Raw genomic sequence first — 18,903 nt, 5'->3', positions numbered from 1 at the left:
CGCCCTCCCCTAGCCCGCCGCGAATTGGTTGGAAAGGGCGGCCATGTCGCTGCGATGCGTCAGCAGGCGGCACAATTCGAACACCGTCAGGGCCTTGTCGGGGGACGTGGCAATCGCCGACGAGGCGATCCGGCTTGCCTCGCGCCAGCGATCGACGAGCAGCGCCGCGCCGCGGCCGTCGGCAGCGCGCGCGGCGCGCGACAACAATGTCGGGGCGAGTTCGAGAAAGGCTTCGTAGCTTTCGTTCGCGCCCTTGAGCGAAAGCGATTGTGACAGGCGCGTGGTGATCGAGAGATCGGCGTCGCCCTGTTCACCCAGGCGTTCGAGGTCGCGCCACACCGAGGCAAGATCGCTGTCGCGAAACCGCAGCGCGCGCGCCGGCGCTCCGCCCGCCAGCGCGGTGAGCGAGGCAATCGCGTCGGCCCCGGCATCGGGCATCGTTTCGCGCAGCCATGACGCCATGACGTCATCGCCAATCGCACGGAAATTCAACAATCTGCAGCGCGAGCGGATGGTTGGCAGCAATCGTCCGCTGTTGTGGCTGACGAGGAAGAAGATGGTATTGGCGGGCGGTTCCTCGAGCGACTTGAGCAGCGCATTGGCGCCGGCAGCTTCAAGGTCGTCGGCGCTGTCGACGATGATCGTTCGATAGCGGCTGATCGACGTCGTCGATGTCAGCAGCGCGCTGGCCGCGCGGACCTGATCGACCGAAATGCTCCGCGCCAACGAGCCGGTCTTTTCGTTCTCAAGGCGTTCGAGACGCTTGAATTCGGGATGTGCGCCGGCGTCGATGAGATGACTCGCGGCGCTGTCGTCGAAACCTTCGAGCGTGGTCGCCGTCCGGTCCTCCGCGTCAGCCGCCGCAGATCCCTGGGCGAGGAGGAAGCGCGCCGCGCGGAGCGCGAACGCCGCCTTGCCAAGCCCTTTTGGCCCCGCCAACAGCCAGGCGTGGTGCATCCGTCCGCCGTTCCAGGCGTCGAGAAACGCCTGTTCGGCAGCTTCGTGTCCGAGCCAGGTCATGGTAGCAGATCGGCGAGTTCGGCGACGATCCGGCGGTGGACCTTTGCTACGTCTCCTGTCGCATCGACCAGCCGCACACGGTTGCTTTCACCTGCTGCTATACTTTCAAAGGCATCGACGACAGCCTTATGATAAGCATGGTCTTTCTGTTCAAACCTGTCGCCGCCATCGGCATCGCGTGCACGCGCGCGCTGGCGCGCTTCGTCGGCCGAAAGCGAAAGCACGATCGTCCGGTCGGGCAACAGTCCGCCGCTGCCGATGGCGTGCATCGCCATGATCGCGTCGTCGCCGAGCTGCCCGGCAATGCCCTGATAGGCGCGGCTGCTATCGACGAAGCGATCGCAAATGACCCAGGCGCCGCGCTCGATCGCGGGACGGATCGTCTTTTCGACGTGATCGCCGCGGGCGGCGGCGAACAATAGCGCTTCTGGTCCTGCGCTCCAGCGATCGACATCGCCGCCGAGCAGCACTTGCCGGACCAGTTCGGCACCTGGACTGCCGCCGGGTTCGCGCGTCGCAACGCAGGCAATGCCGCGCTCTTCGAGCAGCTCCGCCAGCAGCCTAAGCTGGGTCGATTTGCCGACCCCCTCGCCGCCTTCGAGCGTGATGAAGCGCGCGGTCACGTGAAGAGCGAGGTGAATCCCACCCATGCGCGCCGGAAAAAGCCTGCTTCATCGACCGTTTCCGCCGCGACGAGCGGCATCGTCTGGACCGGCATGTCGGGGGTCCGGACGACCAGTTGGGCGATCGCGTCGCCCGCCTTGAACGGCGCCTTGACCGGGCCGTTATACGCGATCGACATCGTTACATTGGGGCTGGTTCCCGAAGGAACGGTCACGGCGAGGTTGCGCGGTGCCTTGAGTTCTACCGTCGCGCTGTCGCCCATCTGGACCTGAGCCGTGCCGACGACCGCGCCCTTGTCGAACAACGGCTTGGTCTGCCACGCGCGGAAGCCCCAATCCATGAAACGGACCGATTCCTTGGCGCGTCCCCCGAAGCTGTCGAGCCCGGCGATGACCATCACGATCCGTCGGCCATTCTGTTCGGCCGATCCGGTGAAGCCGTAACCCGCCTCTTCGGTATGCCCCGTCTTGAGGCCGTCGGCGCCGGCGACCTTGCCGAGCAACGGATTGCGGTTGCCCTGCGAGATCGCCTCGCCGCCCATCGTCTTGCCCCAGCTGAATTCGCGCAGACCGTAAAATTCGCTGTAGAGGCGCGGGAATTTTTCGATCGTCGTTGCCGCGATCGTCGCCAGATCGTGCGCGGAGCTGTAGGTTACGCCCTCGTCGGGCCAGCCCATCGAGTTGCCGAAATGGCTGTTTTTCAGGCCGAGCTCTTTCGCCTTCTGATTCATCAGCCCGGCGAACGCCTCTTCGGTCCCCGCGATCCCCTCGGCCAGAACGATGCACGCGTCGTTGCCCGAGAGCGTCACGATGCCGTCGAGCAGATTGCGAACCGAAACCTGTTCGCCGGGCGAGAGGAACATCGTTGAGCCGGCCGATGGGCCGTGCCATTTCTGCCATGTCTCGGGACGCACCGTGATCTTCTTGTCGAGCGACAGTTCGCCGCGCGAAATCAGGTCGAAAGCGACATAGACCGACATCATCTTGGTCATCGAGGCCGGCGGAATGCGGCGGTCGGCATCGCGGCTGAAGAGCACGGCATTCGATGACAGGTCGATCATATAGGCGATCGGCGCTTCGCTGTCATAAGGCGGCGCGGCAGCGCTGGCGGGAAGCGCGAGCAGCGCGACAAAAGCGGACGATGCAGCAAGACGGGAGATAATGGTCATGGGATTCCTGAGAGACGAATTGATGGCGCGCCGGATGGCGGAAACAATGGCGATCGATACCCCCTACCCGCCCGCGCGGCCAATGGTTTTTTAGTGCGAAGCCGGGCGCGGGCGGCGCGTTTCGCTCTTCATTTCGATACCTCGTCGGCTAGCAAGCCGACCGACAGCGCATAGAAATTCGAGCAGTTGTAATCGAGGATCACACGATAATTGTTGGTCAGCAGATAGGCGCGCTGGCCGGGGCCGTCGGGTTCGAGCAAGGTCGCCAGCGTATCGTCGGGCGCCCAGCGCCCTTCGGCCGGATAGACGCCGAGCGCGCGCCATTCGGCCATCGTCATCCAGCGGCTGTGTCGCTCATGCACGCGACTGCAGCGCGTCGGGACGGTCTTGTTGCCGAGGCTGGCGCGATCGAGCGAGGCGGGAACGCCGACCGGGACACCCCACGGCACGTTGGGACGCCAGCCGGCGTTGACCAGATAATTGCCGATCGAGGCGAGCCCGTCGGCCTCGCTCGACCATATTTCCTTGTCGCCGTCGCCGTCGCCATCGACCGCGAGACGCAGATAGACCGAGGGCAGGAACTGCGGATAGCCGAAAGCGCCCGCCCAACTGCCCTTGAGCGCGCTGCGCGGCACGCCGCGATCGATCATTTGCAGCGTCGCGAGGAATTCTCCCTCGAACAGGTCGCGGCGTCGGCCTTCATAAGCGAGCGTCGCGAGTGCCTGCGGCAGGTCGAAACCGCCGAGGACACGGCCGTAATTCGTTTCATGCCCATAGATCGCGACCATGATGCTTTCGGGCACGCCGGTCTGGCGTTCGATCTGTGCGAGCAGCGGACGCAGCGCGCGATATTTGGTGCGCCCATCGCTGATCCGCGCCGTGTCGACATGCGTCGCCTTGTATGGCGCGAACGGAGGAATCGGCGAGTTTGTCGATCCGCCAGGCTGGTCGCGATCGAGTTCGACGACGCGGGCATTGTAGGTCAAATTCGCAACGGTCGAATCGAACGTCGTTGGACTGATCCCCTGTGCGATCGCCTTGCCGCGCAGCGACGCCAGGTAGCTCTGGAACCCGGCATTATCCTGTGCAGCCGCCGGAAGCGCGGGAACCGCGAGCGCCAATAGCGCAATGCCAGCCTTGAGCAGCGCAGATCGGATCGTCATGGAAAGCCTCTAAATCGGTAAAAATGTTGGTCGGCACGCTTGTTACACAAAGCTTCCGCCGTGCAAACGTCCGTCTTGCCGCGATCGGCCCAATCGTGCGCGAGAGCCGATGGACGCAACGGCCCTTTACGCGGACCTGCCCCCTCGCTTAACAGGGCGCGCGTCGTGGACAGGTGGCCGAGTGGTTTAAGGCACTGGTCTTGAAAACCAGCGTGGGTTTGCGCTCACCGTGGGTTCGAATCCCACCCTGTCCGCCACCAGTATTTCCGAACCAATCCGGATCTGTCCAAGATTACCGCTAAACCTCTACAAGTAAGAGGTTTTCGATTCCTATCGAGTCCGAACCAATCCGACTATAGCCAAAGCCAAGTCGGGGTAGATTGGGGGTATTGAGATCGATGATTGGGGGTATCGCCCGCTGGACCCCAGACCGGGAAAATCGCCAGCGACTGTCCGCCCAATATCTTGACCACCCGCGCAACGTTGATGCCGCCCCCGCCCGGATCGCAGCGCGGCGCGCTACACCGCACCTTTCGGTCGGGCGGACGGCTGGCTTGCCGGTCGTGAAATCCCGCGCGGGATTGAGCGTCAGGGTCGCGATGGTCTTCATGGCTGCGTATCTTTCAGCATGGCCATGAAACCGATAGCAACCGGCTCCTGCTCATGCCCGACATCCATTCAACTGCTTTCGCGAATCATCAGTACGTCACTGGGGACCCACGACAAAAGCTCGGCCGCGCGGCTACCGATCATTGCATGGACAAGCCCGCTCCTCCCGTGCGTGCCAAGGACGAGCAGGTCGATATCGTCGGCACGCATTCGCTGATCGATAACTTCGGTCAAATCCCCTCTGACGGCCTTTGCGTTGACCCGCGAACGCACGTCCGCCGGAATTGTGGGATCGTCAATAAAGGCCTGCAATTCTTCCTCGGCCTCGGCCTGTACATCTATCGCGACGAGCTTGGAGCTCAGAACCGGTTTGTACGCCACGTGATAGACATGGACGAGATCGATCCGGGGATCGGCAAACATCTCGGCGGCATAAACCAGCGCATGGCGCGAACAGTTTGAGAGGTCGGTCGCAACAAGCAGATGGTCATAGTTTCTGCCAGGAGTGTTCTTGACGATCAGAACCGGCAGCTTGGAATGGCGCACCAAATGATCGACAGCGGTACCCAGGATATGATCGCCCATGCTGTTGTAGCGGGCAATCCCGGTCACGATCAGGTCGCAGCCGCATTGCTGCGCCGCCTCCGCCAGGGCACTGGGCACCGATCCCTGCAGCACCTTCGCCGCGATCGGAACCCCCGCCCCCGCCGACTGGCGATCGATCAAGTCCGCCATTTTCCGTTCCACGATATCGCGATCGCTCCGGCTGCCAGGAGCCACCACATGCGCCACGATGATCTCGCCGCCGAGCTGGTGCGCGAGTGAGATCGCGCGGGCGAAGGGCGCCTCGGACCGTTGGGTCAGGTCGGTGGCAACCATGATCTTGAATCGTACTTCTGTCACAGGTTTCCCTCCAGGTAAGGCGCATGATGATCGCCCTTGGCGGTCGAGCGAGGTTTGGTCGGGAGCGGCGCCGTTCGCATCACGGCGTGATCGCGACTTTCAATACGCCGTCGCGCTGGTGCGAGAAAAGCTCGTAGGCGGTTTCGATATCGTCGAGGGCGAAGCGGTGCGTGACGAGCGGGCGGGTGTCGAGCCGCCCCGACGAAACCACCTCCATCAGCCGCCGCATCCGCTCCTTGCCGCCGGGGCACAGGGTGGTGACGATCTTGTGATCGCCGAGTCCCGCGGCGAGCGCGTCGAGCGGCAGTTTCAAATCCTCCGAATAGACGCCGAGCGACGACAATGTCCCGCCCGGCCGCAACACCCGCAAGGCGCTTTCGAAGGTTGCCTGTGTCCCCAGCGCCTCAATCGCGACGTCGACCCCGCGACAGTCGGTGATCTTCATGATTTCCGCTACCGGATCGGTCTTGCTGAAGTCGACGACATGGTCGGCCCCCATCCTGCGCGCCATCGCCGCGCGCTCCGGGATCGATTCGACGGCGATGATCGTCGTCGCGCCCATCAGCTTCGCACCCGCCGTCGCGCACAGTCCGATCGGCCCCTGGGCGAATATCGCGACGCTGTCACCAATCTTGATCCTCCCCGATTGCGCACCGCCGAAGCCGGTCGACATGATATCAGGACACATCAGCACCTGCTCGTCCGTCAGACCGTCGGGCACCGGGGCGAGATTGGCCATCGCATCGGGGACGAGGAGATATTCGGCCTGCGCGCCGTCGATCGTGTTGCCGAACCGCCAGCCGCCGATGGCCTTCCAGCCATGCCCCTTTGCGCCGCCGCATTGAGAATGGAATCCGCACATCGAAGCGTAAGACGTGCCCGACGGGGTGATGGCGCCGGCGATGACCCGCTGGCCTTCCTCGTATCCCGCGACCGCCGATCCCAGTTTCTCGATAATACCGACCGGCTCGTGGCCGATCGTCAAACCGGTTTCGACCGGATATTCGCCCTTCAGGATGTGGATGTCGGTGCCGCAGATGGTCGTAGTCGTGATCCTGATCAGCGCGTCGAGCGGGCCGACATCGGGAATCGGCTTTTCACCGAGAATGATCCGACCGGGCTCGACGAAGATCGCCGCTTTCATTTTTTCGGGCATCGATCCGTCTCCTGCTTTTCGCGATGGTCATGCCTTCAAACAAGATGGCCTCGCGGGGGACGGCGAACCATACGTATTAGTGCTGAGTGGAGATATCTGCGGTCCATCGATAGGATCATGCTGACAAAGAAATATCATCTGGCTTGGTGGCCTCCATCTTGGGCCGCCTAGTGCCGCGCCTTGAAGAGGTTCAGCCCCGACTTTGCGGAGCGAACGATCAATTTATGTACCGCCTTATACAATCCACGTGCCTGAGTGCTTTGAGGGTGGACTTTCACAGACACAATAATGCGTGAATTGCTTCAGCGGCACCATGATTATTGGCAATAAATCATGACTTTACGAGTCAGGAACGCAATCTTCCAATATGGATCTACCAACCTCATTCCTCATATTTTTCGCCATTGTCCTGGCGGTGAACCTGATGCCTGCGTTCGGTCCGCCGACCTGGTCGGTCATCGTGCTGTTCGGCCTCAATACCGATCTCCCCATCGCTCCGATCATACTGGTCGGTGCCGTCGCGGCGGCGTCGGGGCGTTTCCTTCTTGGCAGCGGTTTCCGGTTGCTTGGCCAGCATGTGTCGGAAAAGACGCGCAACAACCTCGGAGCGGCGCGCACAGCGTTCGAACGCAACCGGCGCAATGGAATATTGGCGCTTATCCTGTTCGCTATTTCGCCCATTCCCTCGGCTCAGCTGTTCGAGGCGGCCGGGCTGGCGAGAATAAAGCTGCTCCCCTTCACGGTCGCTTTCTTCCTTGGCAGGATCGTTTCTTATACGATCTACGCACTGACGGCGAAGGGCTTACAGAGATCGTCATTCGGGCAGCTCCTGACCGATACGCTGACCAACCCCGTGGGCATTGCGGTTCAGGTCATTCTAATTGCCGGCTTGGTCTTGCTGACCCGGATCGATTGGCAGAAGGTCCTCGATAAGGACGATGCAGAACCGGCGAGAAGGTCGTAGATCGTCCAGATTAGGTGCACAGGCGGCGCAATGCCGGCAACCTGACGAATGCAGGTCGATAATTGAAGTGAGGAAGATATGGCCGACGCATCCTTGTCACTGACCTTTCACGGTGCGGCGCACACGGTCACCGGGTCGTGCATGCAGTTCGACCATGGCGAACAGTCGATTCTGGTCGATTGCGGCATGTTTCAAGGGTCGCGCTCGCTCGAAATGCTCAATACGGCAACATTCGAATTCGATCCCGCCCGGATAAAGGCGGTGATCCTCACCCACGCCCATATCGATCATAGCGGAATGCTGCCAAAGCTTGTGGCGCAGGGATTTAAAGGGGCGATCTGGTGCACGCAGCCGACCCGCGACCTGCTCGAGTTCATGCTCGCCGATGCTGGCCGGATCCAGGAAGCCGACGTCGCGCGGAGAAACCGTCGCCGTGACAGGGCGGGCGAAGTCCCCTTCGATCCAATCTATACCGAACAGGATGCGCTGGACGCATGGCGGTTGTGTAAAGCTGTTCCGCTCGAACAATGGTTCGAACCTGTACAGGGTTTCCGGGTACGGCTTTGGAACGCTGGCCACATCCTAGGCGCCGCGTCGGTTGAACTGGAGGCGGGTGAAGCGCGGGTCATGTGCTCGGGCGACCTTGGTCCGGACAACAAGGCCTTCCAGCGCGATCCCGACGGCCCGTCGGGTTTCGATCATGTCGTGTGCGAAGCGACCTATGGCGACCGAGCGCGCGAACATGTGACGATCGAGCAGAGACGCCAGCTTTTGGAAGCCGAAGTGCGCGCGGCCATTGTCCGGGGCGGAAACCTGATCATTCCGTCCTTCGCGCTCGAACGGACCCAGGAACTGCTGCTAGATATTGCCTCGCTCCTGCAATCCGGTTCGATCCCCAACATTCAGGTCTTCGTCGACTCCCCTCTGGCCAACAGGATTACGGGCGTTTTCGCCCAGTACGCTGCGCAGTTGGAAGACACTGGTGGGGCCAACATATTCGAGCATCCCTCCTTTCACTTCACCACCGATGTGGCCGAGTCCATTCGCTTGAATTCGATTTCGGGCGCCATCATCCTTGCCGCGTCGGGAATGTGCGAAGCGGGCCGCATCCGTCATCACCTGACCCATAATCTTCATCGCCGCGATTCGACCATCCTGTTTGTAGGTTACCAGGCTCAAGGTACGCTCGGCCGCGTCATCCTCGAAGGCGCGAAAACAGTGCGCATTTCAGGCAACGATGTCCGCGTAAGGGCCCAGATACGTCGTGTGGACAACTATTCCGCGCACGCCGATCAAGCCGAACTGCTCGACTGGATCGCCGCGCGAGGGCCGATTGCGGGCAGCCTTTTCCTCGACCATGGCGAACCCGCCGCGCTCGAAACACTGCGGCGCGAAATGCAGCAGCGCGCGCCCGAACAGTCGGTCCGCCTCCCCGAGATTGGCGAGCGTTACAGCCTGCCCCCCGCCAAGGCGGCCAAGCGGACGGCGACGGGACGAACTGAAGTGCAACGCGTTGTCGGACGCGACTGGCAGAACAGCTATGCCGATTTCATCACCGGGCTGAAGGCCGACCTTGGTCGAATTCAGGACGAACAGCGTCGGCAAAAGGCGATCGAGGACATGCGCAAGGTACTCGATTCTTACACCGCAACTATCGCCCGACATCATCCAGAACCCGAGCGCTGAGCAGCTTTGTCGGAACGCCTGGAAAGCATCAAGGCGCCCAGCGCGGGCAACGCGCCCAATACTGCCGCGATCGTCCAATCGCCTAACTTGAGCGGTTGAATTGCAAAAATGACCGCCAGCGAAGGTATCTGGTCGAACAGGAACGCCGAGCCCAGTCCGGCCCCAGCAACCACGATGGCAGCTCTCGTGCGCAAACGCGACAGTGCGAGCAGCACGACCGCAAGGCTGACGATCAGCGCAACCAGCGCCATCGCGCGGGCGTAATCGCTCGACTGCCCCGACTGAAGCGTGAGGATGAATATCGCGATGATGACCAGCGCAATGCCCGTTCCCGTTGCGGCAATCACCAGCCACGCACCGGCCCCGAAGAAACGTGCTTGGGAGGATACGCTGCGCGGGTCCAGCCGCTTGGGCGCGAGAGCCTGAAACCCCAGGATGGCGGCGGGATGGATCAACATCTCCAGCCACACGATATGCACCGGCAGATAGAGCAGCGGATATCCCAGCAGGGGAATGAGCGCCGCGCTGGCAACCAGAGGCAGGTGGATCATCAGCAAAAATGCAAAACTCATTCGCAGGTTGCTGAACAGCTGCCGCCCTTCGCCGATAGCCGTGACGATCGTACGGAAATTGTCATCCATCAGCACGATCGCTGCCACTTCTCGCGCGCTACGGGTTCCGCGCAATCCCATGGCAATACCGATGTCGGCGGCGCGCAACGCGGGTGCGTCGTTGACGCCATCGCCGGTCACCGCGACGATGCGGCCCGATTGCTGCAAGGCTTTAACGACCGACACCTTTTGGGCCGGGCTGGCGCGCGCGACGATGCTCAACCGCCTCAGCGCGGCGGGGCTTGCCTTCGCCAGCTTCGCATCGAGATCGTCGCCCAGCATGATTTCGGGTTCGTCGGCGATACCCGCATCACGGGCAATCGCGATGGCTGTTTTGGGATGATCGCCGGTGATCATGATGACTTGAATTCCGGCCTCGCGCGCCATGCTTATGGCCTCTTGTACGCCCGCGCGGACGGGATCGCTGACGGTAATCAGGCCGGCCAGACGAAACCCATCGACAGGCTCGTCACCATCCCCCCCGTCGGTCGACCAGGCGCAACCGATGACCTTCTTCCCTGTCGCGGCGGCCCGCCCTACCCGATCAAGCCAATGATCCCGCTCGGCTTCATCCATCGCGCATAAGCCGAGGACAGTTTCGGGCGAGCCCTTCATTGTCCACATGGTAGCTCCCTGTTGCCCGCGCCAGAGCGCGGTTTCTCTCCGGCGTCCTTCGGTGAAGGGGACGAAATGGTCGCGGGTCCATTCGGGCTGTCGATCCGCGGCGCGGGCAAGGATGGCCTGGTCGAGCGGGTCGCCCGAGTTGGACCGCGAGGCCATCGCGGCGACCGTCATCACCCATTCCGTTTCCACTCCGGGAGCGGCAATGGCGTCGCTGAATACCAAGCGCCCTTCGGTAATGGTTCCCGTCTTGTCCGAGCATATCGCCGACACACGACCGATATTCTCGACCGCCACCGCCCGGCGGACGAGAGCCTTGGATTTGGCCAAGCGGAACACGCCGACACCCAGGAAGAAGCTGAAGACGACCGGGAATTCTTCCGGAATGGCCGCGACCGCCAGGGTCGCCGCGCTAAGTATTCCGTCGACCAGACCGAAACCCTGCCACACCCGTACACCGGCAAGCAGCACGCACAGAGCGATCGAACAATAGACCAGTATCCGCACGAGGTCGCCGACCGCCGCTTGTAACGGGGTCCTGTCCGTCGGACCTTCGATGACCGACTGGACGATGTCGCCGTAGATCGTGTCCGAGCCAGTGAACAGGATCCGGACGTGCGCCCTTCCCGTAAGAAGACGGGTGCCGGCAAAGCACCACGACGCCTCATCGGGCTCTCCGATTCCCGAATATGCCTTTTTGGCGATCGGATACGCCTCGCCGGTGAGTGACGACTCTTCTACCTGGAGACCTTCACCAGCGACAATGACACCGTCCGCGGGAAAGGCTTCCTGGGCTGAAACGATCGCCAGATCGCCTGGCACGACGGCATCGGCTCCGATTCTGCGTTCCGCACCATCGCGCAGAACGCATGCTTCGCTGGCAAGAACGCCGGCAAGACCTGCGATGGATGCTTCGGTGCGATGGTGAAGGTAGAAGTCCATTCCCAGCAAGGGAATGATCGCCACCAACAGGACGGTCATCTCGCGGATTTGCCCCAGCAGGCCGAACAATACGCTCGTGGCGAGAAGAAACCAGATCATCGGATCGGTTGCGGCGCTGCGCACGAGCGAACCTATCGAGCGTTGAGGGCGTTCGGCAATCGCATTGTCGCCATAGCGCAGTTGAAACTGCGTCGCGGCCTCCTCGGACAAACCAAGGTTCGGCGGCGTTTCAATGAGAGTTCGTCTTTCTGGGGGAACGGTCCGCTTCATCGGTCTCGGCCCTTTCTCGTCATCGCCGTGCTTACAGGCCGGACCTCATCCATCAGATGTTCGATCGCCGCTGCGTTTTCCCAGACAAACCGACCGCTTGCGAAGGCGGTGATAAGGCTGCCCGAAACGACAGCCAGTCTGGGAAACCATGTACGATGGGCCAGGGTAACAGCTTCGGAAAGGCCGGGGAAGCAGCGGGGTTCGACAATATGGTAATGGCGTACTTGGGCTAAGGCTCGTGCCGCGACCGCATCCGCCTCGCGCAGCATGGCGAGATGCTGCGATACGCCCGATTGCGCGAGGCGGGTCAAGTCAACCAGTCCGCTGACCGAGACTTCGCCAACCGTCATCCGACAGAGCATGGCCAGACGATCGGCATGCGCGAGTAGCCGGAGCCGCGCAGCGACATGAGGGGCATTGTCGCGCAGAGCGTTGATCGGATCCGATACGCTCATCCGCCGATAGTCGCTGGACGGCCATCATCTCGCAGCAACACATAGATGGCGGGACCCAACGAGGCACGTCCTGTGCTGCGGACAAATAAAAAAGGGCGGCCCGCGAAGGCCGCCCTCTCGTTCATCGGTATCGCCGAAGCGATACGCGTGATGATTACATGCCCGAACCGGGACCGTAGGTGATTTCCACGCGACGGTTCTGGTCGTTGCGAACGCCGTCGAGCGTCTGAACGCGCAGCTGAGTCTCGCCGAAGGCTTCCGACGAAATCATGCCATCGGGTCCGATGTTGCCGACCACGGCAGTTGCCGTGCCCGTGCCGGTGGCCTCAGCCGTGATGGCAAACGTACCGCCATTGGTGATCGAGACGGGCGGGGTATCTTCAGAAATTTGAGCGGCTTCACCCGAGTCCAGATCAACAACCTCCGCAATAGGATCGGCTCCAGTCGCCGTGACACCGCCAACATTCACATCTGTGGGAAGCGTCGTGAGCGGGTTCGGTAACAGCAAACCACCGTTGATCGGAGTGGTCTGTGCGGCGACCGGTACGGCGGCGCAGATTGCGAGGATGGAGACACCCTGAAGGATGTTCTGGCGACGAGATTGCATTATTTTCATTCCCATTGTTGGAAGGGCTTGATTGAGTCGGCCCATTCAAGTGGCGCTCAAATGCATTCTCGAGAATACGTAGTAAGACGGAAGGTAGATCGACGTACTCATTAAAGCATAGCAATAATCGTCGGGATAACAGATACATGTCCGGCTGGACGATGGCGATTCACGCCCTGCGCGGTATCGATCTCGGACTTCCTGCAGGGGCCATGGTCGTCCTGCTGGGCGTCAGCGGGTCGGGCAAATCGACCTTCCTCAACATCATGGGCGGACTCGACAGCGCGACGGCCGGACAAGTTTGCTTCGAAGACCTCGAAATTACGTCGTGATAACGACGCGCTGACCGAACACGGCCGCCATCATCTGGGTTTCGTCTTCCAGTTCTACAATCTCGTCGCCTCGCTGACGGCGCGAGAGAATGAGGCGCTGATATCCGAAATCGCCGACGATCCGATGCTCCCATGGATGCGCTCAATCTCGTCGGATTGGGGCCCCTCGCCGACCATTTCGGAGCTGGCAGGCTGCAGGCGGATGTCGATGCCGACAAGAGGTCATCGCGTGCGCGTTTCTAACTGTTCATGTCAGAACGCCACCGATACGCTGCCGCGAAGCGCCAAGTCGACGCTGCCGTGGCGATCCTCGCCCGAGAGTTCCCCACCAACGGTGAAGCCCGCGACGCCGCCGAGTGCCCGAAGTCGGCCATAAGCCCCCTTTGTCGAAGCATCAGCGACCAGCGTTAAGTCTGTCCCGCCCTGGAAATGCGCAGTCGTGTCGCCAAGATCTCCGCTCAGGATTTGCCGCCAACCCCCTTCGACTTCGAACCGGAACCAGTTCTCGTCACGTTTGCGACGCCCGACAAAATCATAGCCCAAGGTCAGGCCGGAGTTGAGACCCAATTCATCGCTTTTTCGACCTTCGACAATCAAATCGAGCGCTTTGCCGCCCCCCGTTTCGCTGTAGCCATCCTCTTTGAGCCGGATATAGTCAATCGTGACCGATGGGCGAAAGAAGAAATATGCTCCACCACCTTCGCCCGACAGTCCGGCCATCGCGGTTACGAAGTCGCCGTTCCAGCTGCCTTCGATCTTTCGTTCGAGTGGCTTGTTGTCGACCGTTGCGGAGAAGGTGCGTACGCTATCGAAGTTGGCACGCCCCAGCGAGCCGCGCGCAAACCCGGTGAGCGGTCCGAAGGTCCCCCGCCAGTGTCCAGCCAGTTCGAACGTATCGGCGGCAACCCGGCTCTGAATGCCGTTTTTGTGCTGATTCCACAGATAGGCAAGGGTCGCGCCGAATTTGCCGAGCCCAGTGGCGTATTCGCCGCTCACGCTCCACGAATAGCCGTGCAGGTTATAGGCCGCCGTCTCCCCAGTATCCTTGTCGCTGCCCCAAAAAGCGAGATTGGCTGTCGCACTGAACTTTCCTTTTGTGACAAGTGGCGATGCGGGGTCAAGAAGCTGACGAGCGGTCGTTCGCGTTCCGAGACTTATTCCTTCAAACGAGCCCCCGGCATGATCGGGTAGCATTTCACCGACGGTGTATTTGAACGCGTCACCATTCGTGATTCCAAGGAACACGTTACCGATGTCCTTGTCGGTTGAAAGGGCATTGAAGACCGCATCATATGCGCTCGATTGCGAACTATTGAGATCCAATTCACCGGCTGTTTTGCGGGAGATATCGACCGCAAGCGTGCTGGTCGGTGCATTCGTGTCGAGCGCTGCCTTGAACATGTACGGGACAAGATCGGTGAGCGTTTCGAGGTCGCCAAGCCCGGTAATCGTTCCTGCGGTCAGGACATTGTAGCTGCCGACGGCATGTTCGACATCGGCCAGGCGAAGGACCAGCTTCGCTCCCTTGACGAATGTTGCATCGCCGCTGACGACATAGGCGCTTCCCGCGCCGGGCGTGTGGTTCAAGGTCGCGACCAGCACTCCGGTAGCGCCGACATTGAGCGAAGCGAAGCTTGACGGGGTTTTAAGGTCGAGCGTGCCCCCCTGAAGGTCTATCGCAAGGCCGCCGGCATTCACGATGCTGCCGGTGAACTTCGATGTGCCCATCAGCGTCAGCACATCAGCACCGCCGCCGAAATCGGCCGTGCCGTCAAAGACGGCCGTATCGGCAAGTTGCATCGCGTCGTTCGAGGCGCCGAAGGTGACACGGCCTTTCTGCACCGCATCGCCGCTCAACGAGAACTTGTCATCGCCGCCGCCGAAACGCACGTCGCCGGTCAGCGTCCCATCCTCAAGAGTCAGTTGATCGTCGCCCGCACCGAAAACGACATCGCCGGCAATTGCGGGCGCAGCGTAGCCAGACCCAACCTTGATCTGGCGAACGACGACACCGTTGCCGTTTGCAGAAACGTCGATCGCGACATTGCTGCCGGCGTCCTTGCCGCCCGATGCCGAGATCGATCCGCTGTTTTCCAAGAATGCAAGCGTGCCGCTGTGATCGACGATCGCGGTGGTCGTGCCCTTCGCGCCCGATGTGGCTGAAATCACGCCGCTATTGTAAAAGCGCGGTAATGAGGCACCGGCCGCTATGTCGAATGCCGTTGCGTGCGCGCCGACTGCATCACCCGTCGAAGCCGCAACCTTGCCAGTCCCGCGCACTTCGGGGGTCGTCGTACCGGCCGCCAGCTTGACTGCGGTGGCGATGCTGTCCTTTGACGTCGCGCCGATGGCCCCGGCGATACCGATGCCTTTTTCGATTGTTACCAGGCCACCAGTGCCACCGATCTGAAGGCCGTTGCCGTTGACGCCGGCATAGACACCATGGCCTTCCACCGTGCCATCGATCTGCAGCCCGTATCCGCTTGCCGTGCCGGCAACCGATCCGATCATGATGTCGTGCCCCTGTCCGCCGATCTGGGCTGCGGCAGCCGAGCCATAAGTGACGACCTTGGCGTTACCTTCCTTCGCGTCTTCGATGCCGTCGCCGTCCTCGTCTGCATTATTCGGGTCGGCATCCTTCGGCGCCACGGCAAGCACGATCCCGCCCTCGACGTCGCCGGCGATCACCAGAGCCGATCCGCCTTGCAGCAGGTCATCATTGTCAAGCCTGGACGCATCGCTCGGCGCGGTCTTGTAGCGATAGCCCGTCGATGAAATATCCCCCTGGACGACCAACGCACCGCCAATGTCACCGCCGAAGCGGGCAGCAACCGAATTCGCCCCTATGGCTGATACAATTCCTGCGAGGCGCACGTTGCCGCTAACCGCCTCGAGATCGACGGCGACCGAATTGTCGCCGAGGATGGTCGTTTTTCCGTCGTGGACAAAATTGCCGGTGAGCGTGCCACCCACTGTAATGCCTGCCGACTGGTTGCCCTTGACTGTGATGGTACCCGAATTGACGATATTGCCAATGTGATCGCCCTCGACGCGAATTCCGAAGCGGTTTGAACCGAGCGCGAAAGGCCCATCGAGGTCGCCATCCTTGTCGACATCGGTAGGCGTATAGGATTCATCGATCGTGATCGTCCCCGAGTTGACGATATCCGCATTGGTATTGGCCAGTGCCCGGATTCCCACCGCCCCGGTGGCATTCGATATCGTGATCGCGCCAGCATTGCTCACTTTGTTGTTGCTGTCGATCGTCACCGCAGTGCCGCCGGTCAGGACGACCGAGCCATCCTTCGTAATCGAGATCGCGTCGGGTCCTCCCGCCTTGACCGTCGAGGTGCTGAGCGGAGTGGTCTTCTTCGTCGTGATGTCTTCGGCGTGTGCGCCGGAAATCAGGAAAACAGTAAGGGCGGTCGTTGCAAGGAGGTGGCGGGACATCTGGATCTGGATCCTTTCCAATCGGGTTCGATCGGAACGACGGAGCCGTCGCCAGTCTGCCTTGAACTTTTTTCAGAATCGGTAATCGATCCCGACACGGACCGTGCGCGGATGCAGCGGCGTGATCTGCCGACGCACCTCGTCAAACGGCGTCCCTAGCGAAAAACGATTGCCACGCGCGTTCGTCACATTGGTCACGCCGAGCGTAATTCCCATCACCCGCGACCCCAAGCGGGCGGTAACGCCGCTGTCGACATAGTCGCCCTGGAGGTCACCCAGTTCGGGTCCGATGCCCAGACGCGAACGACCGATATAGCCGAGCCAGGCCCTGACGAGCACATCGCGCCCCGACGACAGGTCCTTGTGCCATTCTGCCGAAGCCCGTGCCGAGATTCCGGCTATATTCGGGATCTGACGCGCGCGGACCAACGAAAATGCTACTTGCGGATCGACCTTGCTTTGATTGACCGTCGCGCCCAGTTCGAGGCGCAGCGCGTTGGACGGCATCCATCCGGCGTTGACGGTGGCTGACCAGATCCGTCCGTCGCCGATGTTCGCGGTGCTCGGCAGGCCCGCTCCATCGATGAAATCGGCCTGGATATCTTGCCAATCGGTATAGGCCAGGTTGAAGGAAAAATCGATCGTGTCGCGTTCCGCGAGGCCGTAGCGACCGCCGATTTCAAAGGTTTGGCTATGGTCGTCGTTGAACCGTTTGACGAACTCCTGTTCGACCGAAAGCCCTCCGGGCCGAAAGCTTTCCTGATAGCGCAGGTAGAGCGATGTCCGGTCGCCCAGGCTCGCCGTGAGCGAAAGCGACGGCAGGAAGGTGATCGCGCTCCGCGCAGCCGTTACCCCCACCCGTTCCTGGGCTATGGCAGGAAGAACGTCTTCGCCTGCCCCGCTCAAATGCGACCACGTCACCCTCGCTCCAGCACTCGCCAGGAGAACGTCGCGCAGCCTGATCCCGACCTCGCCATAGACCGTTGCTTCGTCGATCGCGTTGCGAACGCCCGTCAGCACCGTTCGCTGGTCGTATCGCTCAAGGCGCCGCCGGAGCGTTGTCGTGCTGTGGATGACACTCGCCCCCGCCAGCCAGCCGAAGCCATTGCGTTCGGGCATCCAGATCCGCGTCTCGCTCGAGACCATCCGCGACCTGGTATCCTGCGTGAACGTCCGATCTTCACCGTCGTGGCTGGCGTCGTAGCGTTCCTCAAGCGACTGGCCGACCCAGCCGGTCGTGCTGCGCAGGCGCAGTGCGCCGAGCTGGCCATCCACGACCGCCTGCGCTGCGCGAAATTTCGCCATCGCGCCTTCGGGTACCGATGCCGAGTTCGTCAGGCGATCGCCCGATCGGTCGGCATACTGGCTGTCGGCAGAATCGATGTCCTGACCCAGCGCCGAGATCGACAATTGCCACTGCGGTGACAGCTTGCGAAGGATCGCCACACGCGCGGCAGCAATGTCGAGGCGGTTGGCGCTTTGCTTGCCGATATTCGGTTTGTCGATGAAGCCGCCCGTGCGGGCCAGGTCGAAAGTGCCGCGCAACGCGGTCGTCCCGTCATCCAGCGGCAGGTTGATCATCAGGCTCGCGTCGCCGCTGGGATCGCCCTCCTGCGTCGCGGAGGCCCCCAAAATCGCGCTCGCTTCAAATTCGCCGGGTCGCGGCGCATTGGGCACGAACCGTATTATGCCGCCGAGCGAGCCGGCCCCGTAAAGCGTGCCCTGCGGTCCTTCCAGCACTTCGACTTTTGCCACATCGGACAGGCGCAGATCGGGATCGGGAGAACCGTAATTGAGCCGCAGATCGCCCAGATATTGTCCCACCGTCGCCTGCGTCGGACCGGCGAAGCTGGAATCGGCAATGCCGCGAATGAACAGCTTGTTGCGCCCCGAGCCGAGATATGTCGATGACACCGAGGAGAGGCGTTCGACGATCTTGTCGGTACCTCCTACCCCACCCAGCGTCAGGTCGTGGCCGTCGATGATTGCGGTTTGCGCGGGGACGTCGCGCAGATTGACGTCACGCTTTGTCGCGGTGACGATGATCGGCGCAGTCGCCGCCGTCTCGGGCTGTGATGGCGCCTTGTATGGCGCAGGCGACCGGACAACGACAGGTCGGCGGCCGGGCTTTTTCGGTCGATCGATCAGCCGCCAGGCGTTGGGACCGACGCGCACGATGCGCGCATCGGCGGCGATGGCAATGCGACGGAGGGCTTCGCCCGCGTCGATCTGGCCATGAATTGCGGGTACAGGTCGTCGTCCCACGGTCCTGTCGGCAATCACGATGCTGGTGCCGGTCTGCAGGGCAAGCGCTATCACGGC

Annotated in this window: 13 protein-coding genes, 1 tRNA gene and 1 pseudogene; 4 read left to right on the top strand and 11 right to left on the bottom strand. The window is 61.7% G+C overall.

From position 1 onward, the window contains the following. Window positions 1–9: 9 nt before the first annotated feature. The 4 genes from FSZ31_RS09640 to FSZ31_RS09625 form a co-directional block, all read right to left on the bottom strand. The gene (locus FSZ31_RS09640) at window positions 10–1,020 is read right to left on the bottom strand and encodes a DNA polymerase III subunit delta' (protein ID WP_147123123.1); all 1,011 of its coding nucleotides are present in this window, start codon (window positions 1,018–1,020) and stop codon (window positions 10–12) included. Then, window positions 1,017–1,670, bottom strand: a complete 654-nt coding sequence (tmk, locus tag FSZ31_RS09635) for a dTMP kinase (RefSeq protein ID WP_147123122.1) — start codon at window positions 1,668–1,670, stop codon at window positions 1,017–1,019. Before tmk ends, FSZ31_RS09640 begins: the two co-directional genes overlap by 4 nt. Then, window positions 1,640–2,812 carry a D-alanyl-D-alanine carboxypeptidase family protein gene (locus FSZ31_RS09630; RefSeq protein ID WP_147123121.1) on the bottom strand — a complete coding sequence of 391 codons (1,173 nt, stop codon included), beginning with the start codon at window positions 2,810–2,812 and terminating at the stop codon, window positions 1,640–1,642. The genes tmk and FSZ31_RS09630 overlap by 31 nt, the downstream gene beginning before the upstream one ends. A gap of 128 nt (window positions 2,813–2,940) precedes the next feature. Then, entirely contained in the window at window positions 2,941–3,969 is a 1,029-nt protein-coding gene (locus tag FSZ31_RS09625; RefSeq protein WP_408021656.1) for a lytic murein transglycosylase, read from the bottom strand. A 173-nt stretch (window positions 3,970–4,142) separates the two neighbouring features. Between FSZ31_RS09625 and FSZ31_RS09620 the strand changes: the two genes are divergently transcribed. Continuing rightward, window positions 4,143–4,232: transfer RNA gene (locus tag FSZ31_RS09620), tRNA-Ser, on the top strand. 421 nt (window positions 4,233–4,653) lie between these two features. Here the strand turns inward: FSZ31_RS09620 and FSZ31_RS09615 are convergent. Both FSZ31_RS09615 and FSZ31_RS09610 read right to left on the bottom strand, forming a co-directional pair. Beyond that, window positions 4,654–5,463: a universal stress protein gene (locus tag FSZ31_RS09615; protein WP_147123119.1), complete on the bottom strand. Its 810-nt coding sequence runs from the start codon at window positions 5,461–5,463 to the stop codon at window positions 4,654–4,656. 103 nt (window positions 5,464–5,566) lie between these two features. Then, window positions 5,567–6,643, bottom strand: a complete 1,077-nt coding sequence (locus tag FSZ31_RS09610) for an NAD(P)-dependent alcohol dehydrogenase (protein ID WP_147123118.1) — start codon at window positions 6,641–6,643, stop codon at window positions 5,567–5,569. Between the two features lie 367 nt (window positions 6,644–7,010). Here FSZ31_RS09610 and FSZ31_RS09605 point away from each other — a divergent pair, with 367 nt between their 5' ends. Together FSZ31_RS09605 and FSZ31_RS09600 are read left to right on the top strand one after the other, a co-directional pair. Beyond that, window positions 7,011–7,607, top strand: coding sequence for a VTT domain-containing protein (locus FSZ31_RS09605; protein ID WP_147123117.1), 597 nt, complete (start codon window positions 7,011–7,013; stop codon window positions 7,605–7,607). A gap of 78 nt (window positions 7,608–7,685) precedes the next feature. Beyond that, window positions 7,686–9,293, top strand: a complete 1,608-nt coding sequence (locus tag FSZ31_RS09600) for an MBL fold metallo-hydrolase (protein WP_147123116.1) — start codon at window positions 7,686–7,688, stop codon at window positions 9,291–9,293. Here the strand turns inward: FSZ31_RS09600 and FSZ31_RS09595 are convergent. The 3 genes and pseudogenes from FSZ31_RS09595 to FSZ31_RS09585 form a co-directional block, all read right to left on the bottom strand. After that, entirely contained in the window at window positions 9,272–11,737 is a 2,466-nt protein-coding gene (locus FSZ31_RS09595; RefSeq protein WP_147123115.1) for a cation-translocating P-type ATPase, read from the bottom strand. The two genes, FSZ31_RS09600 and FSZ31_RS09595, sit on opposite strands and share 22 nt — an antisense overlap. Then, complete coding sequence (locus tag FSZ31_RS09590) at window positions 11,734–12,192, bottom strand: metalloregulator ArsR/SmtB family transcription factor (protein ID WP_147123114.1); 459 nt, start codon at window positions 12,190–12,192, stop codon at window positions 11,734–11,736. The genes FSZ31_RS09595 and FSZ31_RS09590 overlap by 4 nt, the downstream gene beginning before the upstream one ends. Before the next feature lie 154 nt (window positions 12,193–12,346). Next, window positions 12,347–12,472: pseudogene (locus FSZ31_RS09585) on the bottom strand (OmpA family protein); the annotation flags it as partial. Between the two features lie 473 nt (window positions 12,473–12,945). On the opposite strand from FSZ31_RS09585, the gene FSZ31_RS12905 reads away from it, so the two are divergent. Next, window positions 12,946–13,131: an ATP-binding cassette domain-containing protein gene (locus FSZ31_RS12905; RefSeq protein WP_201739156.1), complete on the top strand. Its 186-nt coding sequence runs from the start codon at window positions 12,946–12,948 to the stop codon at window positions 13,129–13,131. 252 nt (window positions 13,132–13,383) lie between these two features. Here FSZ31_RS12905 and FSZ31_RS09575 read toward each other — a convergent pair whose 3' ends face one another. Next, window positions 13,384–16,581, bottom strand: coding sequence for an autotransporter outer membrane beta-barrel domain-containing protein (locus tag FSZ31_RS09575; protein WP_147123113.1), 3,198 nt, complete (start codon window positions 16,579–16,581; stop codon window positions 13,384–13,386). A 72-nt stretch (window positions 16,582–16,653) separates the two neighbouring features. Then, window positions 16,654–18,900 carry a TonB-dependent receptor gene (locus FSZ31_RS09570; RefSeq protein WP_236643747.1) on the bottom strand — a complete coding sequence of 749 codons (2,247 nt, stop codon included), beginning with the start codon at window positions 18,898–18,900 and terminating at the stop codon, window positions 16,654–16,656. Window positions 18,901–18,903: the final 3 nt, after the last annotated feature.

Source organism: Flavisphingopyxis soli (assembly GCF_007995095.1).
GTDB lineage: Bacteria > Pseudomonadota > Alphaproteobacteria > Sphingomonadales > Sphingomonadaceae > Flavisphingopyxis > Flavisphingopyxis soli.
The sequence above is the reverse complement of the archived record's forward strand: the minus strand, read 5'-3'. Positions and strand labels throughout refer to the sequence as shown.

What these genes read in the sequence shown, in the direction of transcription:
- FSZ31_RS09640 (WP_147123123.1), bottom strand. Translation starts at nt 1,020, where the DNA reads ATGACCTGGCTCGGACACGAAGCTGCCGAACAGGCGTTTCTCGACGCC.
- tmk (WP_147123122.1), bottom strand. Translation starts at nt 1,670, where the DNA reads ATGGGTGGGATTCACCTCGCTCTTCACGTGACCGCGCGCTTCATCACG.
- FSZ31_RS09630 (WP_147123121.1), bottom strand. Translation starts at nt 2,812, where the DNA reads ATGACCATTATCTCCCGTCTTGCTGCATCGTCCGCTTTTGTCGCGCTG.
- FSZ31_RS09615 (WP_147123119.1), bottom strand. Translation starts at nt 5,463, where the DNA reads ATGGTTGCCACCGACCTGACCCAACGGTCCGAGGCGCCCTTCGCCCGC.
- FSZ31_RS09610 (WP_147123118.1), bottom strand. Translation starts at nt 6,643, where the DNA reads ATGCCCGAAAAAATGAAAGCGGCGATCTTCGTCGAGCCCGGTCGGATC.
- FSZ31_RS09605 (WP_147123117.1), top strand. Translation starts at nt 7,011, where the DNA reads ATGGATCTACCAACCTCATTCCTCATATTTTTCGCCATTGTCCTGGCG.
- FSZ31_RS09600 (WP_147123116.1), top strand. Translation starts at nt 7,686, where the DNA reads ATGGCCGACGCATCCTTGTCACTGACCTTTCACGGTGCGGCGCACACG.
- FSZ31_RS09595 (WP_147123115.1), bottom strand. Translation starts at nt 11,737, where the DNA reads ATGAAGCGGACCGTTCCCCCAGAAAGACGAACTCTCATTGAAACGCCG.
- FSZ31_RS09590 (WP_147123114.1), bottom strand. Translation starts at nt 12,192, where the DNA reads ATGAGCGTATCGGATCCGATCAACGCTCTGCGCGACAATGCCCCTCAT.
- FSZ31_RS12905 (WP_201739156.1), top strand. Translation starts at nt 12,946, where the DNA reads ATGTCCGGCTGGACGATGGCGATTCACGCCCTGCGCGGTATCGATCTC.
- FSZ31_RS09575 (WP_147123113.1), bottom strand. Translation starts at nt 16,581, where the DNA reads ATGTCCCGCCACCTCCTTGCAACGACCGCCCTTACTGTTTTCCTGATT.